General features: G+C 58.5%; 9 protein-coding genes and 4 pseudogenes. 4 read left to right on the forward strand and 9 right to left on the reverse strand.

Annotated features, from left to right (window positions below):
- From EOA78_RS30795 to EOA78_RS30815, 5 genes and pseudogenes are all read right to left on the reverse strand, one after another.
- A partial coding sequence (locus EOA78_RS30795) for a LysR family transcriptional regulator (protein WP_127319010.1) occupies positions 1-461 on the reverse strand: 461 nt, incomplete at its 3' end.
- 123 nt (positions 462-584) lie between these two features.
- On the reverse strand, positions 585-1,487 hold the full coding sequence (locus tag EOA78_RS30800) for a CoA ester lyase (RefSeq protein WP_245477873.1): 903 nt from the start codon (positions 1,485-1,487) through the stop codon (positions 585-587).
- 121 nt (positions 1,488-1,608) lie between these two features.
- Positions 1,609-2,760, reverse strand: coding sequence for a CaiB/BaiF CoA-transferase family protein (locus tag EOA78_RS30805; RefSeq protein ID WP_127319012.1), 1,152 nt, complete (start codon positions 2,758-2,760; stop codon positions 1,609-1,611).
- Positions 2,761-2,775: 15 nt separating this feature from the next.
- Entirely contained in the window at positions 2,776-4,029 is a 1,254-nt protein-coding gene (locus EOA78_RS30810; RefSeq protein ID WP_127319022.1) for a methylaspartate ammonia-lyase, read from the reverse strand.
- Between the two features lie 888 nt (positions 4,030-4,917).
- Positions 4,918-5,903 (reverse strand): annotated as a pseudogene (locus EOA78_RS30815) (IS110 family transposase).
- Here EOA78_RS30815 and EOA78_RS37470 point away from each other — a divergent pair.
- The gene (locus EOA78_RS37470) at positions 5,853-5,990 is read left to right on the forward strand and encodes a hypothetical protein (RefSeq protein ID WP_245477875.1); all 138 of its coding nucleotides are present in this window, start codon (positions 5,853-5,855) and stop codon (positions 5,988-5,990) included. The pseudogene EOA78_RS30815 and the gene EOA78_RS37470 sit on opposite strands and share 51 nt — an antisense overlap.
- Positions 5,991-6,871: 881 nt before the next feature.
- On the opposite strand, the gene EOA78_RS30820 is transcribed toward EOA78_RS37470, so the two are convergent.
- Positions 6,872-8,185, reverse strand: a complete 1,314-nt coding sequence (locus EOA78_RS30820; RefSeq protein WP_127319024.1) for an MATE family efflux transporter — start codon at positions 8,183-8,185, stop codon at positions 6,872-6,874.
- 1,888 nt (positions 8,186-10,073) lie between these two features.
- Between EOA78_RS30820 and EOA78_RS30825 the strand changes: the two genes are divergently transcribed.
- Both EOA78_RS30825 and EOA78_RS30830 read left to right on the forward strand, forming a co-directional pair.
- On the forward strand, positions 10,074-11,243 hold the full coding sequence (locus tag EOA78_RS30825) for a Xaa-Pro peptidase family protein (protein WP_127319014.1): 1,170 nt from the start codon (positions 10,074-10,076) through the stop codon (positions 11,241-11,243).
- 181 nt (positions 11,244-11,424) lie between these two features.
- Entirely contained in the window at positions 11,425-12,207 is a 783-nt protein-coding gene (locus EOA78_RS30830) for an aspartate/glutamate racemase family protein (RefSeq protein WP_164784011.1), read from the forward strand.
- Between the two features lie 329 nt (positions 12,208-12,536).
- Here the strand turns inward: EOA78_RS30830 and EOA78_RS30835 are convergent.
- Positions 12,537-13,577 (reverse strand): annotated as a pseudogene (locus tag EOA78_RS30835) (IS3 family transposase).
- Between the two features lie 423 nt (positions 13,578-14,000).
- Here EOA78_RS30835 and EOA78_RS37475 point away from each other — a divergent pair.
- Positions 14,001-14,203, forward strand: a pseudogene (locus tag EOA78_RS37475) (IS110 family transposase); the annotation flags it as partial.
- A gap of 259 nt (positions 14,204-14,462) precedes the next feature.
- Here the strand turns inward: EOA78_RS37475 and EOA78_RS30845 are convergent.
- Positions 14,463-14,964: pseudogene (locus EOA78_RS30845) on the reverse strand (transposase); the annotation flags it as partial.
- A 273-nt stretch (positions 14,965-15,237) separates the two neighbouring features.
- Positions 15,238-16,287 (reverse strand): alpha/beta hydrolase, encoded by a 1,050-nt coding sequence (locus tag EOA78_RS30850; RefSeq protein ID WP_127319018.1) that lies wholly within the window; start codon positions 16,285-16,287, stop codon positions 15,238-15,240.
- Between the last annotated feature and the right edge of the window lie 154 nt (positions 16,288-16,441).

The following is a 16,441-nucleotide window of genomic DNA, read 5'->3' on the forward strand; positions in this document are numbered from 1 at the left end:
CCCACGCTCTCGGCAGTGCGATACAGGACTGCCAGATTGAAGCGGCCAGCAGCCATCCACTCCTCCAGCGGTCCCGTCATGCCCTCGATCATCTTAAGCGAGATCCTCGGAAGTTCGCTTCTTACTGATTCAAGGAGGGGACCACTAAGCACGCGAGCGGCGCCGGACGGTATGCCAATGGTCACTTCTCCGGAAGGAGCAGCCACCGAGTTGGTCAGTTCCGCTTCAGTGAGCTGAATTTCCCTTAGGATGACCCGTGCGCGCTCAAGCAGCCGGTTTCCGGACGCGGTGACGCTGACACCCGTCCTATCGCGAACGAGCAGCTGGGTTCCGAATCCTTCCTCCAGTTGACGTACATGCAGGCTTAGAGCGCTTTGAGCAACGTGAAGGAGCGCAGCGGCCTTCGTAAAACTGCCGGCCTCCACGACGCCGACGAAGTATTTTAACTGCCTGATATCCACGGTTTAAACCAACTGAGGCACTTTCCCAGTCCCATCCTATTATCTCGAAACTAGATAGCCGGCAAGTAATACTTGCCTACCCCACGCCGGGAAAGATGCGCGGTCTCATTGATCGGAGGTAGCTCAGTTCCTGCCCGCGAGAGCCAGAGTGTCGTGGGCGCGCCGAACCACCGGCGGATCAACCATCTTACCGTTCAACGAGAATGCAGACAGCCCGCGGGCGGCCGCATCGTTCTCTGCAGCGATGACATCACGGGCCCACTTGATTTCCTGTGCGCTCGGGGAGAAGGCCTCATTGAATATGGCGACCTGTGTCGGATGGATCGCCAAAGCTCCGGCAAAGCCAAGCCGCCGCGCATGCGCCGCGGTCTCACGAAGTTTATCAGTGTCTGTAACCTCGCCGATGCTTCCAACAAAGCCCAGAGGGAGCAATCCGGCCGCACGGGCGGCAAACAGAACGGAAAGGTTCGGCGTCAAAAGGAGGTCGAACTCCGGCGTGCCTCCAACAGCGGCACTGAAGTCTTCAGGACCGAGCGCCATTGCAAGCATCCTGGGATGAGCCGAGGCTATGGCCGCGAGCCTTTGCAGTGCTGCGGGCGTCTCGATTTGGGCAAGGAAACGGATGCGTCCCTGGACAAGATTTCTCTCTCCTTCAAGTTCCAATACGGCATTCGCGATCTCTGCTACCCACTCCGCCGAATCCGTCTTCGGAAGGACAAGCGCATCAACACCTGCCACCACAGCTGCATCGAGATCCGCCGCCAACGCTCGCAAACCACGATTCACGCGGACCAAAACAGATGCGCCCTTGCGCCCCACCTTTGCCACCGATTCAGGGAGCTGCCGCCGTGACTCAGCCTTTTGATCCTGGGGAACGGAGTCCTCGAGGTCGAGTATGACGCCGTCGGCCCCCCTTTCATGAGCTGTTCCCACGAAACGGGAAACGTGAGCGGGAACGAAGAGCAGGGATCTCCAGCGGCGCACAAACGTCGGGCTTTCAACGGCCGGAACGGTGTCCTTGATCACGGAGTGCCTCTGCAGCCGATTTTAGCGATGGCGGTAGCAGTCGGTTGGCCGAGTGCCGCACTGGTAACCGTCACGCTTTTTGTAAATCGCGAGCGCGTCCACCTCCCGACACGATGGGCGCTCATGCTGACGCGGCCCTGTCGCGCAAAAGCCCCAGAACCTCTTCCCGGACAGCCTGCGTATGAGCGCCAAGAGCCGGAACCGGGCGCAGCGACGGACGCTCCGCGTTGAAGATCGCCGCCGGCGCTATCGTCTCTATAGTTCCTTCGGGTGTGCTAACGGCTACCCTGCGAACGTGGGGATGCCCAGAAACATCAGCCACCTCGTTCAGTCGGCCATATGCCAGACCGGCTGCCTCAAGCTCCTGCATTGCTTCGTGACAGGACAGTTCGGAAAAGCGCAGCGCGATGATCTCGTCAAGTTGCACCCGATTGTCCAGGCGCTCCATGTTGTCGGAAAAACCAGGTGCGCGTGTCAGCTCGGTTCGCTTCAGGAACTTCTCGCAGAAATTTACCCATTCGCGGTCATTTTGCACCGAAAAGACAACCTCCTTGCCGTCGGCGCACCGATACGCCCCATATGGCGCCAGCGACGGGTGCTTCACGCCGGCGCGTACCGTGTGATAGCCACTGTAGTCATTTTGCAAAACCGGCACGTTCATCCAATCGGCTAGGGCATCGAACAGTGACACCTGGATACTGGTCCCTTCGCCGGTGACTTCGCGGTGATACAGCGCCTGAAGAATGGCGCTGTGCGCCGTCATGCCCGCCGAGATGTCGCAAACCGAGACCCCTACACGCGCCGGCCCTTGTTGGTTTCCAGTGATCGCGCATAGACCCGTTTCAGCCTGGACGATGAGATCATAAGCCTTCAAATGGGAATACGGGCCTGTCTCCCCAAAACCAGAGATGTCGCAGGTGATCAGCCGAGGAAACCGCTTACGAAGATCCGCAGACCCGAACCCAAGTTTTTCTATACTGCCCGGCTTTAGATTTTGGATAAAGATGTCAGCACTGGTAATAAGTGTATCCAGCAAGGCGCGGTCAGCTTCCGATCTCAAGTCCAAACAGACCGACTCCTTACCCCGGTTGAGCCAGACGAAGTAAGCGCTCTGTCCCCGCACCAACTTGTCGTAGTTTCGGGCAAAATCCCCTTCCGGCCTCTCGATCTTGATCACACGTGCCCCTGCATCCGCAAGCCGCGACGAGGCGTAAGGCGCGGCCACCGCCTGCTCTACGGCTACGACCGTGATCCCCTCAAGAGAGTTCTGCATGTGACACCGTGCTTTTCATCCACTTTTTTCGTTTTGAGCCCGACGACGGTTCAGCATCGCCAGCAACCGGTTTTGTTCATTCCCAACAATTGAGAATGCCTCGTCGACACCCATTCCGGGCTTTGCGAGCATCATGTCGGCTTGGGTCGCTACAGAGACGTGGACTGAAGTCTGGGCGGAGAGATCCGTTTCCGTACAGCTCCCACCGACATAAGCCCCCACCTTATTTTCCTTGCAGAGGAGAACTGCGCGCGCGGTATCGGCCATTGAGCCGACGTCTGGCGTCTTAATTTGCACCAGATGGGCGGCCTTCGCTTCGGCAAAGAGCCGAATATCCTCTAGGGTATTGCATCTCTCATCCACGACAATGCGAGCTTTGGAATCCCGGTCGTCCAAAATCGATACGATCTTGGCGTAATTTTCAATTTGCGCTTGCGTCGAACCAAAATCTGCCGGGGACTCAACATTTAGGGCGAAACCCGGGACGGTATCTGCAACCTTGCAGATAAAGTCGGCAATCCGTTGCGGCTCCAGACCGATTTCCTGGCCGATCCAGCCATACACATCAAAATGCAGCACCGGATGGTACCCCGGCCGGCCGATTTCGCGCGTGCGTGTTGCAACCCACTTCACGAAATCCATGAAGGTCTGGCCGTCGACGCCGAATTTCTTCCGGGAGTTAATCAGGCCGTGGGGAAGCACATCTACTGCCTTTAGTATCATTTTGTCGACGTTGATTTCGCGAGCATCACCGCTCTGGCAGTAAATCGGGACCCTGCGGGTCGGCAGCGGCAGACCAAACTCCGTGCATATGATCTCCGCCATCGTTTTGCGCTGAAGATGGGCGGCTGCGCGAAGAAGAGCTTGGCTGACGCCATATTCAACAGCCAGAGGTAACCGCTGCCGTCCGACCGATTCCAACACATCCGTGCAAGAACCACGAAACCGAGAGGCATCCACATCAAGAAGCCGTGGCGCGACAACGCGTAAGGTTAAATTTGAGATTTGATTGGTGTCGAAAAGAGGATCGCGCCCACCAGCACCAGAGTACTGGACATTCATCATGTCACCCCAAACGACGGTGTCGTCGGTAAGGACGAGCCCGACGCTGAGCGACGATGCTGGAATGCGTATTGAGGTGAACCCGAGCGTTGTCGGCGCGCCGAGATAGGCGAAGCCGTCCTGGATAGCGCCAGACCTAATGGCTTCCTGATCGTCATAGAAAAATGCGCCGTTGCCAGGCGCAAGCAGGACATCTTTGATCTGCACTTCACTTCGCTCGATTTTGTTGACGGCGTTTGACGGGCGGTTGCGTTCGTTCGCTGCCAAGTATGCGTCTCTTGGTGTTAACTTCACCAATACAATGTTCCGGATAATGCCATCTCGTTTTCAGATGGCTGACCACTGACGCAAGCAGCCACTGTGGCGCTAACGCGGTCTCCCACAGTGATCTTTCGAGCCGAAACGAAGCTTCCGTTCTGCCGGCGAGAGCATCTCTTATGGTCGGGAGGTTCTCAGAATCGCGGACTCCTTCTTGCTGGGCGGCTGTGAAACGCGCTGGCTTCGATGAAGTCGTATTCCTCGCTCCTCCCCAACCGTTGCCACAAGCGCCTCCAGTCCCGGCCTTCCGCGCCAGCGTGATTGGTCGCTAACAGCAACTCGATCGTTCAAATCCCAACTGCTGCGCCTCCAGCTTCGTGAGCAGATTGAAAGTACGAGGTGTGAAATGCGGCCAGCTTCATGAGGCTGAAAAAGCGGTGGGGGCGTACCCTCCCAGGATTGCCTCAGCGGGGATCAGTCCGCAACCGGCAGCCGAGCACCAGGTCGTATCGTCCGTGCTCTTTCCTCCATGCTAGAACGAACCCATTGAGACACTTCTCTATTCGGCGTGTTGAGGTCAAGCGCTGCGCTACCAAGCTTTCAGTGTCTCCGGCAGTTTGATTGTCTTCCGCAGGGCCTTGCTTCTCTCCGGGATCGGCGTTTCGCCCTCCCAATATGGGGTTAGGAGAATGAAGCGGCACAATCTACCAAGCGTCTTGATCGCATGTTGCAATCAGTACGAGTGTCTCAGCGAACTCGCCTCATCCATCGTCCTGCGAAGGACGTCCGTCCGCCGGCGGCGGAACTCTCTGTCTCTCTCCCTTTCGGCCTCCTGGATCAAATGGCTGACGCTATGGTTTCCCTTGTCCAGCGGAACTCGGCGCCGTCCAGCCACATGCGATGCATGATGACCGCCAGGCGACGTGCCAGCGCGACAATTGCTTTGCGCATCCCGCGCCGCTTGGCGACGTCATCGCCCAGGCCTTGAGCCACGACCATTTCGTCACGCGAGTGATCAGCGTTTGTGCAGCCTCATAGAGCAACGTCCGCATCATGCCGTCCCCGCATAGGGATATGCATCCAACGCGCTTGCCTTCCCCGGACTCGTTTAGCTTCGGCGTCAGCCCCAGGATGGGTCCCACCGCCTTGGAGTTTCTGAACCGCTGCGGAATGTCGATTGTTGCGGCATAGGCGAGCGCCACCACGAGGCCGACACCGGGAACGGTCATCAAGCGCCGGCAGGTCGTATCGTTCCTGGCGATCATGAGCACTTTTTTGTGCAGGCGAGCAAATTCGGCACGCAGCCCCCGCCGCGCGGCCAGCAGCGGCTCCATGATTTCTTCGAGATCGGGCATGCCTTCGACGAGTTCGCGAGTGCGCTCCTCGAACTTCACGGTTCCCACAACACCGACCTTGAGGCCGAAGTTGCGCAGAAGGCCGCGGATGTCGTTCTCGATGGCGATTGCCTTCCCTTGCAGTAGCTTGCGGGCCGTTAGGAGTGCCCGCCCCTTCTGGCTCGTGAGCGTTTTCACATGCACCGGGCGATACAGGTTGACCCTCATCATTTGCGCGATGCCGCGTGCGTCATTGCGATCCGTCTTGTTCGGCTGCGCCTTCAGGAATGCTTTCACATGGCGCGTCTCGATGCAGATAGCCGGCAACCCGACGCTCGCCAGCTCCTCGAAAAGCCATTGCGACAATGGCCCCGCCTCGAGACCGACCCGTTCAGTATTCAAGGCAGGATCCTTCAGTACGGCGAGGAGATCGTCGGGATGGCTGACGACCTTCACCTCGCGGCAAATCCTGCCGGATTCATCAACAATGCAAACGGCGGTATGTTTCACCGCGACATCGAGGCCGATAAAGTGTTTCACGCTGCGCTTCCTTTCCTGATGCTTGTGGCTGTTTGAACAGACCACGTTCTACCATCAGCTCGAAGCGCAGCACCTTCCTGCATCACCGTTGAAGACGAAGCGCAAGCCGAATACCCCATCTACCGGTGGCCATGACGTGCGCGTCGTAACTAGCTCCGCCTTCGGGAACAGCGTGCGCGTGCTGTATCCTCTATTGTTCTACGCTTCCGAAAAGCCGGATCCAGATCTGCGGGACAGGGGGGCGACCGGCCTAACTCGATCAGCGCTTGTGATTGGCCAGCCCAGAAATCGAGGATGTCATGCAGGTTGACGTTGGTCAGGAGTGGCCTGATGCCCCTCCTCTGGGGGCTCCTTTCTGTCTTGTGCTATCTCGCCGCTCTCAGGACGCCGGCTCGCAGCTCCCCGTCCAATGAGCCGAAGGATATATGATCCGAGATCCTATGCGCCGTTCGATTGTCGACAAAGCACAAGCTGTTGACGAAGGACGAAGTCGGCTATCTCCCGCCAACGCCGCGCCCGCAGCATCGGCTAGGACTTCGTCAGGATACGACCGCGGCACCTCCGTCACGTCACGCACAGAACCTTGGATGAGGCCGCGTTGAGCCAGCACGTGAACTGGTGCTCGGACCGAGATTGCAGCTTCGACCCAGTCGACCCGAGTGGCTGCTGCACCCGGCCGGTCGGCGGCTTTTCGCAACTCAAGGCTGGTACGGCTGACTGGCGGTTCGTGAGACGCACCAGCGTCTGGCCTATATCAATTGGACGCACTTCAAGGCTCATGCACACGGAATGCGGCGACGCGCCGTGCCGGTCCCGAGCAATTCGCTGCCTGACCGCCCAAGGAGCAGCGTGCCGGTCCTCTTATTTCCTCCGCTCCTCGGAACAAACCGGCATCTGGCGAAGTAGCGGATCGATGATCATTCCCCAAACGCGGAGCGCACACGGGGACTCAGGACCGACAAAAGGCTTATCCCGCGCACGAGCAAAAAGATGTGCAGCGCGGCCCAGAGCCCGTGGTTTCCGAACATCTGTCCGAACGTGAACAAAGCAGCGATAAAGACTGCGAAGGATAAGAGCATCATATTGCGCACGTCGCGCGACCAGGCGGCGCCGGTGAATACGCCGTTCATGTGGATGGCCAGGATGCCGCTCAAGGCCGAGAATGCCGCCCAAGGAAGATAGAAAACCGCCTCCGCACGCACGTCCGGTGTCTTTGTTATGGCTTCGATTAGTGTTTCGCCGAACGCGAAGACTAGAAGGCTTGCAAAGCCCGCAAACGCGAATCCCCAGCCCGCGGTCAGCCTGACGGTGCGCAAGAAAGCCAGCTGATCACCGGCGCCAACGGCCCGCCCAGCGAGCTGCTGGGCGGCCGCCGCGAACCCATCGAGAAAATAGCCTGCGACCAGAAAGAGATGCATCAAAACCGCGTCAGCCGCGAGAGTCAATGTCCCAAGCTGGGCACCCTGCCGCGTGAACAGCATGTATGCTGCCACGAGAACAAAGGAACGGACCATGATGTCGCCGTTGAGGTGAAGCATCGCCCTCAGTGCCGCTATGTTGAATGCGTACTGGTACGACAGGTTCGCGGTGGCGAGGAATCGTCCGAAGAGGATCGTCATGCCGACGACCATAGCCGCGACCTCCGCGCACACGGTTCCCCAGGCGACCCCGGCAATTTCCCAGCCGAGATAAAGACCAAGAAACATTGAGAAAGCAATATTCATCCCGTTGAGCACGAGTTGCAGAAAAAGTCCGAGAACTGCATTGCCGCGGCCCAGAAAATAGCCAAGAATCGCATAGTTGACGAGTGCGGCCGGCGCCGACATGAGCCGGATGCGGACGTAGGTATCCATCGCGGTGGTCACGGGCTGTTCCGCGTTCATAAACCATTCGCCGATCGCGGCAATCAGCGGCGCGAACAAGACCAGAGCCAAGCCTGACACGACGGCAAGTACGAGCGCCCGCAACAAGACCGCCCCCTCTTCGAGGGCGTCGCCCCGCCCGAAAGCCTGCGCTACGAGCGCAGTCGTACCGGAGCTTAGGAAATTGAACGTGGTCAAGACGACATTGAAGACACCCGCCCCGGCCGCAAGACCTCCAAGCAATCCGGCGTCACGCAACTGGCCGACCACGGCCGTATCGACGAGGCCGAGCAGCGGCGTGGTGAGGTATGCGAGCGCCATCGGAATGGCCATAGTTAGGATTTGTCGATGGGTGACTGCAAAGGGCATGGAGCGGAGAAGCGTTGTCTGTTCCACGTCGGCTCCTGCGAATCTGTTGCGGCATGTTGGTTAGCGGACAGTGCCCCTGGACAAACTCCGGAGAGTTCCAGCCTGCTACACTGCTTCGCGTGCGCTGGTATTTGGCGGGAATCCAGCCGGCGTGACGACACGCTGAAGTATCGCCTTACGTCTCGCCGAAGCGGCAACGACATGGACCGACTGTCTCGGCCATAGCCTTACATGACGATCGGCGTCTTGGGACACCTCTGCTGCAGTTGCCCCGGACGATTTAAGAACCACTGGTTTTCCGAGGCAGCTTTCTACGTTTGCGGCATTCGCCGGCAAGCGCTCAGCGGGGATTGGAACGCAATCGGATAAGGGCCAAGGCAGGGCCGCTTGAACGTATCGCGGCATGCTACTTCGCCTTCAACCATGATGAGCGCTTTTGTTGCCATTGGCATCGACGCTTAGTGTAAAGCATCATCTTTTCTGTTCCGTGCATCTGCTCATTAGTTTGCGCTAGCATACCATATAATTCATGTTTTATTTATAATGATTAGTGAAATATGTTGAACTTTTCTTGCATGGGTCTGCGCGCCGCCGGTGTGGTCGAGACGTTTTCCGAGGATGGAGGTACCGAGCCCGTGGGTCCTCGCGTCCATTTCGAGCGCGAGGCCGGGCGGCATTGACCCTTCCCCGCCCGAACCCACTGGCTCGGCGGACCAAACAGGCGCGGAGACCCTCATTGAGACGCGGGCGCTTGGCGCCGATTTCTCGACGAGTAGCACCGCGAGGGAGCCAATGGGGGAGGCTTTTCGGCTGATCCACTCCATCCTGCAGTCGGCGAACCGGCGATATGCGGATTCAATGTGCGCTCGGGATGGTGCTGCGCCTCGCGGCTCTGAACTACGGTGCCGTGTTAGCTCGCCATCTCGTTAGCTGCGGTGCACTGCAGGTCGTGAGGCAGAGTGTCATGACCGCACCTAGTGGTCGGGAGCCATCCGGCTGACGCCGAGGCCCTCCAGCGCATGGACGGTTTTCAGCCAGTCCGCCAGCGCCTCCCCCAGTGAACCACAACGGTCGAAGCGCCGCTCGATAGCATCTACTGGGATACTTTCGACCGTCCCGTTATATGTCCCGCTCTCTCGTGTTCGCCTCTGCCCGGCTGAAGACGTCTATGTGCGAAAGCCGACACTCTGACGCGGAGGTATTGCGCCAGTGCTGCGTGAAAGACCAGCTTTTCTCGCCTTAGTCGAAAGGGCCTGTTCAGCGGCACGCCGCTTGCAATGTTACTCCGTGTGAACCAGATCCGACAATTAGCGTGACGGCAGGCACAGATCAGAGGGAGTAGCTCATGCGGGTAGCGGTCGTGTGGAACAGTGATTCTACGGTCGTGAATAGCCAGTGTCTTCATGCGCCACCGTCGAGAGTACGGGCGTCCATGAAGACAACAGCTTCGACGAGCAGCTCGTACATCAGCGCAGACAGTGGAAGCGACAACGCTTGGAAATCCGCTCGGTGCCGGGACGTGCGCGCCTCTATCGTGCCTCGGCCGCAATGACTGCCGGACACAGCAACTCAACCGAGATCCAGATACGGCGAAGAAGGCGCGGCGATCGATAGCAGCAGTTGGCGACGCTGTTGGCGTTAACTCGGCGAGGCTGCTTGCAGCCTACAAATGCGAGCGCATTGACCGTCAAGAATTCATCTCGAAACAAGATGGGTTTGATACGCAAACTGAATTTGACGTAAGTCGGTTCGCGACGCATGCATAACGGGGAATGCTCTTTCAGAAAGGTGCGCGCCTATGGTTTGGCGGCGCAGGTTCAACGACAAGTATACGGCTTAACAGCAGCATCGTTAGGTATTTCACCAGAAGCATCAAGCGGAGTCGAACATGGCAATTGGGAGAGGACAGCAAGCATTCCCAAGAACGGAGTACGTGCGCCGTCTGGCAGCAGTGAAGTCAGAATTGGCGCGGCGTGATATCGATGCTCTCGTTGTGTCCGACCAAAATAACATCACTTATCTCACTGGATACACCGCGATCTCAGGCTACGTACCCCAAGGCCTCGTGGTCTCGCAGGACGAAGAGGAGCCGACCTTCATTCTGCGCCGCTGCGATGCACCGGCAGCCATTAACCAGTGTTTTATGGAACGCGACAAAATCATCCCCTACCCCGAAGCGCTCATAGCGAATCCTGAGAAGGATGGACACGACACGGTGATCGACTACTTGGAAGAAATTGGCCTTGCAAAGCGGGGTATAGGGATCGAGCTGTTAAATCTTTCCGCGCAGTCCGCGGAGAAGTTCAGGAGGCGACTGCCCGATGCCACGATTGTGGATTGCACCAAGGCAGTAACCTGGCTCCGGCTTGTTAAATCTGACCTCGAGATAGCTGTCATGCGCGAGGCGGCTGCAATCTCAGACGCGGCAGTCCTTCGCGCCGCAGAGGTGATACGTGCTGGTGTGCGTGAAGCCGACGCGAGCGCGGAAATCGTCGGAACCTTGATTCGAGGTGCAAACGGCAAGCCTGGGACGAATTATTATCCCATGTGCTTGTGTTCGTCGCCCCGCACGGGTACGTGCCACATCCCTTGGAGCGAGGACGTATTTAGAAAGGGATCGCAGGTCAACCTTGAGATCGGCGGTGTGCGCCACGGTTATTGTGCCGGCCTCATGCGAACCTATTCGATCGGTGCCCCCTCCGATCGCCTGCGTCGCGTCCATGAAATACAAGTCGCCGGCCTCGAAGCTGCCCTTGAGACGGTCCGGCCAGGAGCGACCTGCAGTGACGTTGCCACCGCCTTCCATCGGTCTATAGGGAAACAGGGCCTCAGGAGCGATACGCGCTGCGGATACGCCCACGGAATCGGTTGGATCGAGCCAACTGCAAGCCTTAAAAGTGATGACATGACCGAGTTGAAGCCCAACATGACTTTCCACCTGATGCTAGGCAACTGGATTGACGAGGATTTCGGATACGTTATCAGTGAAACGTTCCGCGTGACCGACTCCGGCGTCGAGGTCCTGACCACTGTGCCCCGAAAAATCTTTGAAATTTAGCTGCAGGTCGACTGAATCCCCGGGGTAGGCGGCGCGTTGAAGTCTCCGCCCAAGCGCGCATCTGTTACCTGCATGGAGTTCATCTGGAATGCAGCTGCGGTCTGCTGAGGGCTGGCCGGTTGCCCAGGACGAGCTTTGTATTAGGACCAGCCTCCTCCTTTACGCGTATTTGGAGAGGACCATGAACCAGTCACACCAAACGCTTATCTTTGACGGACGTACTGAGCCTTCGCGCGTGGTTGTCCGCATCGGGCTGATCCTCATCTCCTCGGATGAAGTGGGAGGCGACGCCTTCTCCTCGATTATGCCGAAGGGCGATGTGCTAGTATTTTCGACAAGGTCTGACGCAAGTTTCCCGTCTGACGGCAGTATCACATTCGCAACCTCTCTTGCTGAGGTTGCAAATACGCTTCCGCCCCCCGGACGCTTCGATGTCCTGGCCTTCAGCTGTACGAGTGGCTCACTGAAACTTGGCGTTGAATCTCTGCTTTCGCAGCTCAGGTGGGCAAGGCCGGGCTTAAAGTATACCTCGCCCGCCATTGCTGCGATAGCGGCCTTAAATGAGCTCAGGGCCAAGAGAATCGCACTCCTGACGCCTTACGAAATGGAGTGTCATCAGTTGTTTCCTGCCTTCTTCACCGAACACGGATTCGAGATCGTAGCGGACGGGACATTCGCCAAGCATACCGATGCAGAGATCGGAGAGATTAGCCAAGACGCTATTTTTTCCGCGGCCAACAAGCTCGTCGCAGTCTCCTCGCCCGATGCACTGTTCGTTTCGTGCACAGCCACCCCAATAGTGCCACATATTGCTCGACTGGAGAAAGAGCTCGGTATTCCAGTTGTGAGCAGCTCTCAGGCTATGGCTTGGCATGCTCTTCGCCTTGCCGACTACCAAAAACCGATTCACGGATTTGGGCAGTTGCTCGCGCAACTCGGTGAAGGCCAGTCTTTCTCAACCTGAGGCGTGGAGTGAAGGGGCGGATGGCAGGTGCCCGGACGCGACGCGATGTCAGCACGGTCGAAGATCATCCTTAGGTTCGTCGGTCAGACTGGCCACCGCGGTTCGCCGTTCCGCTTCGGCAACGGTATTCTTATCGGATCGATCCAGGCTCTTGTGCTTGCCAGATTGCCTCGGTTGGCACTGCGCTGGTTATAGCTCGAACTCACATAGATTTACTTTGGCGACAATCCAGTGAGCATCCCCAGGAACTCAGCCATCAAAGTGGCCTGCTGCCGGTTTTTTCGGACACGCGGTTAAGCTAGCATAACTTGTTCCTCGAAGGACGGGGTTCAATAGCCGAGCGTCGAGTGCCTTCGCCGAGGCTATAGAAGCGCTCGATGTAATCAAACTCATCCGCGCTGGCGTCATCGTCCTTAGGGCTTGCGCGCCGTGTGCTCGGTCTTCAGCGACGAGAAGAAGCTCTCCATCCAGCATTATCCCAGACATTGCCCGACCTGCTCATCGAGGTGATGCCGTAATCGGCCATGAGCCGCTGGAACTGCTCACTCGTATATTCCGATCCCTGGTCCGAGTGATGCAGCAGGCTGTCAGGATTGCCCCTGCGCCAGATCGCCATGATCACGGCGTCGGTGACGAGCTGCGCCGTCATCTCGGCCTTCATTTCCCAGCCGACGACACGCCGAGAGAAGAGGTCGACGGCGGCAACTTAGAGCGTAGAGCCAACGTTCCCGCGGTCCCAGATGTAGGTGAAGTCCACGATCCCACTTCTCATTCGGCGCCGATACCTCGAATGCGCGGTCGAGGAGGTTGTCCGACACTGCGGCTCGCTGCACGGTGTCCTTCGGCAGTCCACGGCGACGAGGCCGGTCCCGCCAGACTATTCTCCCGCATCAGGCGCTCGACACGATGCAGCCGCAGGAAAGACCCTCGGCCAGAACATCGTGCCACACACGACGCGCGCCATAGGTGCGGTCGCTGCTCTTGAAGCTTCGGTCGACTCGGGAAACGAGTATCTCGTCATGCCGGGAACGGGCGCTGGGACTGGGGTTAAGCCAGAGATGAAAGCCTGAGCGGGACACATCCAGCGCGTCGCATAGCCATGCCACCGGCCAGATGTTCCGGTGTCTCGCGAGGAAAGCGAACTTCAGTACTTCTAGGCTGCGGCCTTTTTTAGGATGTCGCGCTCCGCCCTTCAGCTTGGCCACTTCTTTGCGCACCCGGTCGATCTCCTGCTGCTCCGGCTTCATCTAATCCATTTGCGCAGCACATTCTGATGGAGATCAAGATCACGGACCGCCTGCGCCACAGCCACGCCCGATCCTTCACCAGCCTCACTGCTTGAACTCGCGGCTGAACTTCCTTCTCTGCATTTCCACTCTCCAGTTCCGTTAAACACCTTATCTCGGTGTCCACGAAACCGGACGCCGTGTGCGGGCGTTGCCGGAATTTCTCGGTGTCCGATAGCTCTCGGCGGCTTCGGCACTCAAAGAACAACGACTCGGAGCTTGCATCAACCGCAATGACGGAACCCTCCTCAATGGAATCAGCGGCATCTGCGGGAATGGTTGCGAGCTCGCGTTAGTAGCTGGCCGCTCCTGCGATCTGCCCGGTTGCGCCGAGACTGCGGATCCGTAGGTGTCGCGTCGCCCGCCGGCTCCCGACTGTTTGAGGAGGAGCCGATGAGACGCGTGATTGGAATGGACATCCACCGCACCTTTGCGGGGTGGTGGTTTGGGAGATGGCCAGTTGCGCCATCACGGACGGGTCGACATACCCGGTCGGGACTGGAGGGCTTCGGGCGCAGTTTGCGGCGGACGGATGAGATTGTCGTCGGGCTACGGGCAACGCCATGGCTGTGGTGCGGGTCCTGTCGTCCTATGTAGACCGGGTGACTGTCGCCAACCCGATGCAGGTGAAGGCGATCGCCTATGCCAGGATCAAGACCGACAAGAACAATGCCGGGGTTCTGGCGCAGCTCCATGCCAGCGGCTTTCTTGCCGGAGGTCTGGTTCCCGATGAGCGGACAGAGCGGCTTCGCCGCCGTCGCCCGGCGCAACCAGGTCGTAGACTGGAGCCGTGCTCGACGCCGTCAATGAGTGGCCTGGAAACCTCGCAGCCGGACGTGGCGCCATCGCACTGGCCAGCCTTGACTGCGTCTCGACACGCTCGCACGGGAAATCCTGTAGGCCGGGGCGAAGAAACAGCTCACCTGAAGCCGAACAAAACGCACAGGAGTCGAAAAAGCCGAAATCACGCTTGTCGATGGCATCCGTGGACTCGAGATGTTTGTGGTGCTGACGCGGCGGTCGGAAGAAGGTTAGCGTCTGCTCTATGGCATCTCTGCCAGCCTGTCAGGCGCGGATAGCGAGGCGACCATTTGGACAGCCATGCGGCCAGATCGACCTTGGCCTCGGCGAGATCGCGCCGGTCGTAGAGCCATCTGAGTTCCTGCAGCCAGTCGTCACCGTGCTCGCTCGGTAGATGATCGAGCGCGCTCCTGAGGGAGTCCACGTGGCAGCGTTGCCCGGCGGCTTCGGGGATCACCTCGCCGATCGCCGCGACCAGGCCGGCATGGTCGCCGGAGACGGCCAGCTCGACGCCCTTGAGGCGTGCGCCTCCAGGCCGAGCGGCTCTCGCGATTGGCGATCTCCACAGCCAAGATCTGGCGCCGCCCGTCCCGTCGATGCCGACCGCAACCAGTACCGCCGGGCTCGTGACGATGCCGGCCTCGCGCACCTTCTCGCAACGGGCATCGAGTTTGTCGGCGCCAAACTGCCTGGTCGCGGACGCTCTCCTGCGGGGTTTTCAACTTGGCCCGCAGGAATTCAGTTTACGTGCCTATGCACGACGCGTGCAACTTGCCTTATGTGGCCGTCCTAAAACCCTGAGACCAAGCGAAACTTATACTGCTGATGACTCGAGATTGGCGCCGCAAGAAAGCATGCCGAGACACGGCTACACGTAAGGTTGAGAACAGATCCGGTCGCGCTCGCTGCCTCAATTCTCGACTATCTCTCCATATTTCCCGTCTCAAAGATATGCTGATGCGCCTCCCGTAAGGCTGTAGTGACCGATGAGCCAGTTTACGGCTTCGCTCTGGTCTCGTTGGATCGCGTGAGCTGCTTTTAGCAGGTGGAATTCGGAATTCTTGATCATTTTTGCCAGCTTCCACCCGCGGTCAGGCGCCACGGTGGCGTCGTGCGTGGACCAGATAAGCATTGTCTTGCCCTCAAGACGATCAATGTACGGATAGATGTACTTCTGCTGCAACAGGATATATTGGCTCATATCCGTCTCTTCTGGAGGCAGGCGCTTACGAACTTCCCATTTTCCGCGCGTCGCGGGTCGTCGATAAGCTATTCGCCGATACTCCTCTAGCTCCGCCTCATATAAATCCGCCCCGTGGGCAATGGCGCCTCTCCGCACATATTCCTCTTCGCTCGGCATCGGCCCTGTATAGTCATATGACGTGGTGGCCGCGTTGAGCCATGCATCGTCACGCTCGTCTCCAAAGGGCTCTGGTCCAATGGGCGGCGATACGGCGCTTGATGTGAGCAGAACGACTTTAGAAACAAGGTCGGGACGGACGATCGCTACCCGTGCAGCGACGAATGATCCTTCTGAATGACCGACCAGCGTGATCTGCTTCAAATCCAGCGAGTCGATGAAATCAATGACATGATCTACGCGGCCGACCCGGTTAATATATTTACCAGGAGTAGGATCGTCGGTCCCACCGAATTGGAGTTGATCAAGCGCGATCACTCTGAATCTATCGGATAGGCCGTGCAGCTGCCAAATCCAGCTGAGCCTAGCATCGGAGATTCCCCCCGGTGACGCTCCATGGAGAAGCACAATCGGACGGCCAACTCCCGTCTCGTAGTAGGTCGACCCGATGCCGCCAACCGAAATGCGGCGTTCAGGGATGAGCGTTTTGCTAGTCGGCCGCGGCGCCTGCGCGGAGCCGGCAACAAGCGAATTGACGCTCCAGCCCAGCGCGGTCGCACAGCCGAGAACTTCAGGTCCGCTCAACGGACCTGCAGCGACGCAGTTGCTGATACGGTCGAGTTCCTGCGACATTGGGATGCTCCTTACTGCCTTTGTTCCTCTAGAGCACGTCCTGTGATCGATGAATCGATTGTGAAGTGACGGCTGCGTTTTGTGCTGATTCAACGTCCACCTCGATGGAGGTTGACGATGGGAAAAGCATTGAGCGTGGATCTTCGGTCGCGGG

It is taken from the genome of Mesorhizobium sp. M5C.F.Cr.IN.023.01.1.1, assembly GCF_003997585.1.
Lineage (GTDB): Bacteria > Pseudomonadota > Alphaproteobacteria > Rhizobiales > Rhizobiaceae > Mesorhizobium > Mesorhizobium wenxiniae.

Bases quoted from the DNA above. Each gene is read 5' to 3' on its own strand.
- EOA78_RS30805 (WP_127319012.1), bottom strand. From the start codon at position 2,760: ATGCAGAACTCTCTTGAGGGGATCACGGTCGTAGCCGTAGAGCAGGCG.
- EOA78_RS37470 (WP_245477875.1), top strand. From the start codon at position 5,853: ATGGCTGACGACCTTCACCTCGCGGCAAATCCTGCCGGATTCATCAAC.
- EOA78_RS30820 (WP_127319024.1), bottom strand. From the start codon at position 8,185: ATGCCCTTTGCAGTCACCCATCGACAAATCCTAACTATGGCCATTCCG.
- EOA78_RS30825 (WP_127319014.1), top strand. From the start codon at position 10,074: ATGGCAATTGGGAGAGGACAGCAAGCATTCCCAAGAACGGAGTACGTG.
- EOA78_RS30830 (WP_164784011.1), top strand. From the start codon at position 11,425: ATGAACCAGTCACACCAAACGCTTATCTTTGACGGACGTACTGAGCCT.
- EOA78_RS30850 (WP_127319018.1), bottom strand. From the start codon at position 16,287: ATGTCGCAGGAACTCGACCGTATCAGCAACTGCGTCGCTGCAGGTCCG.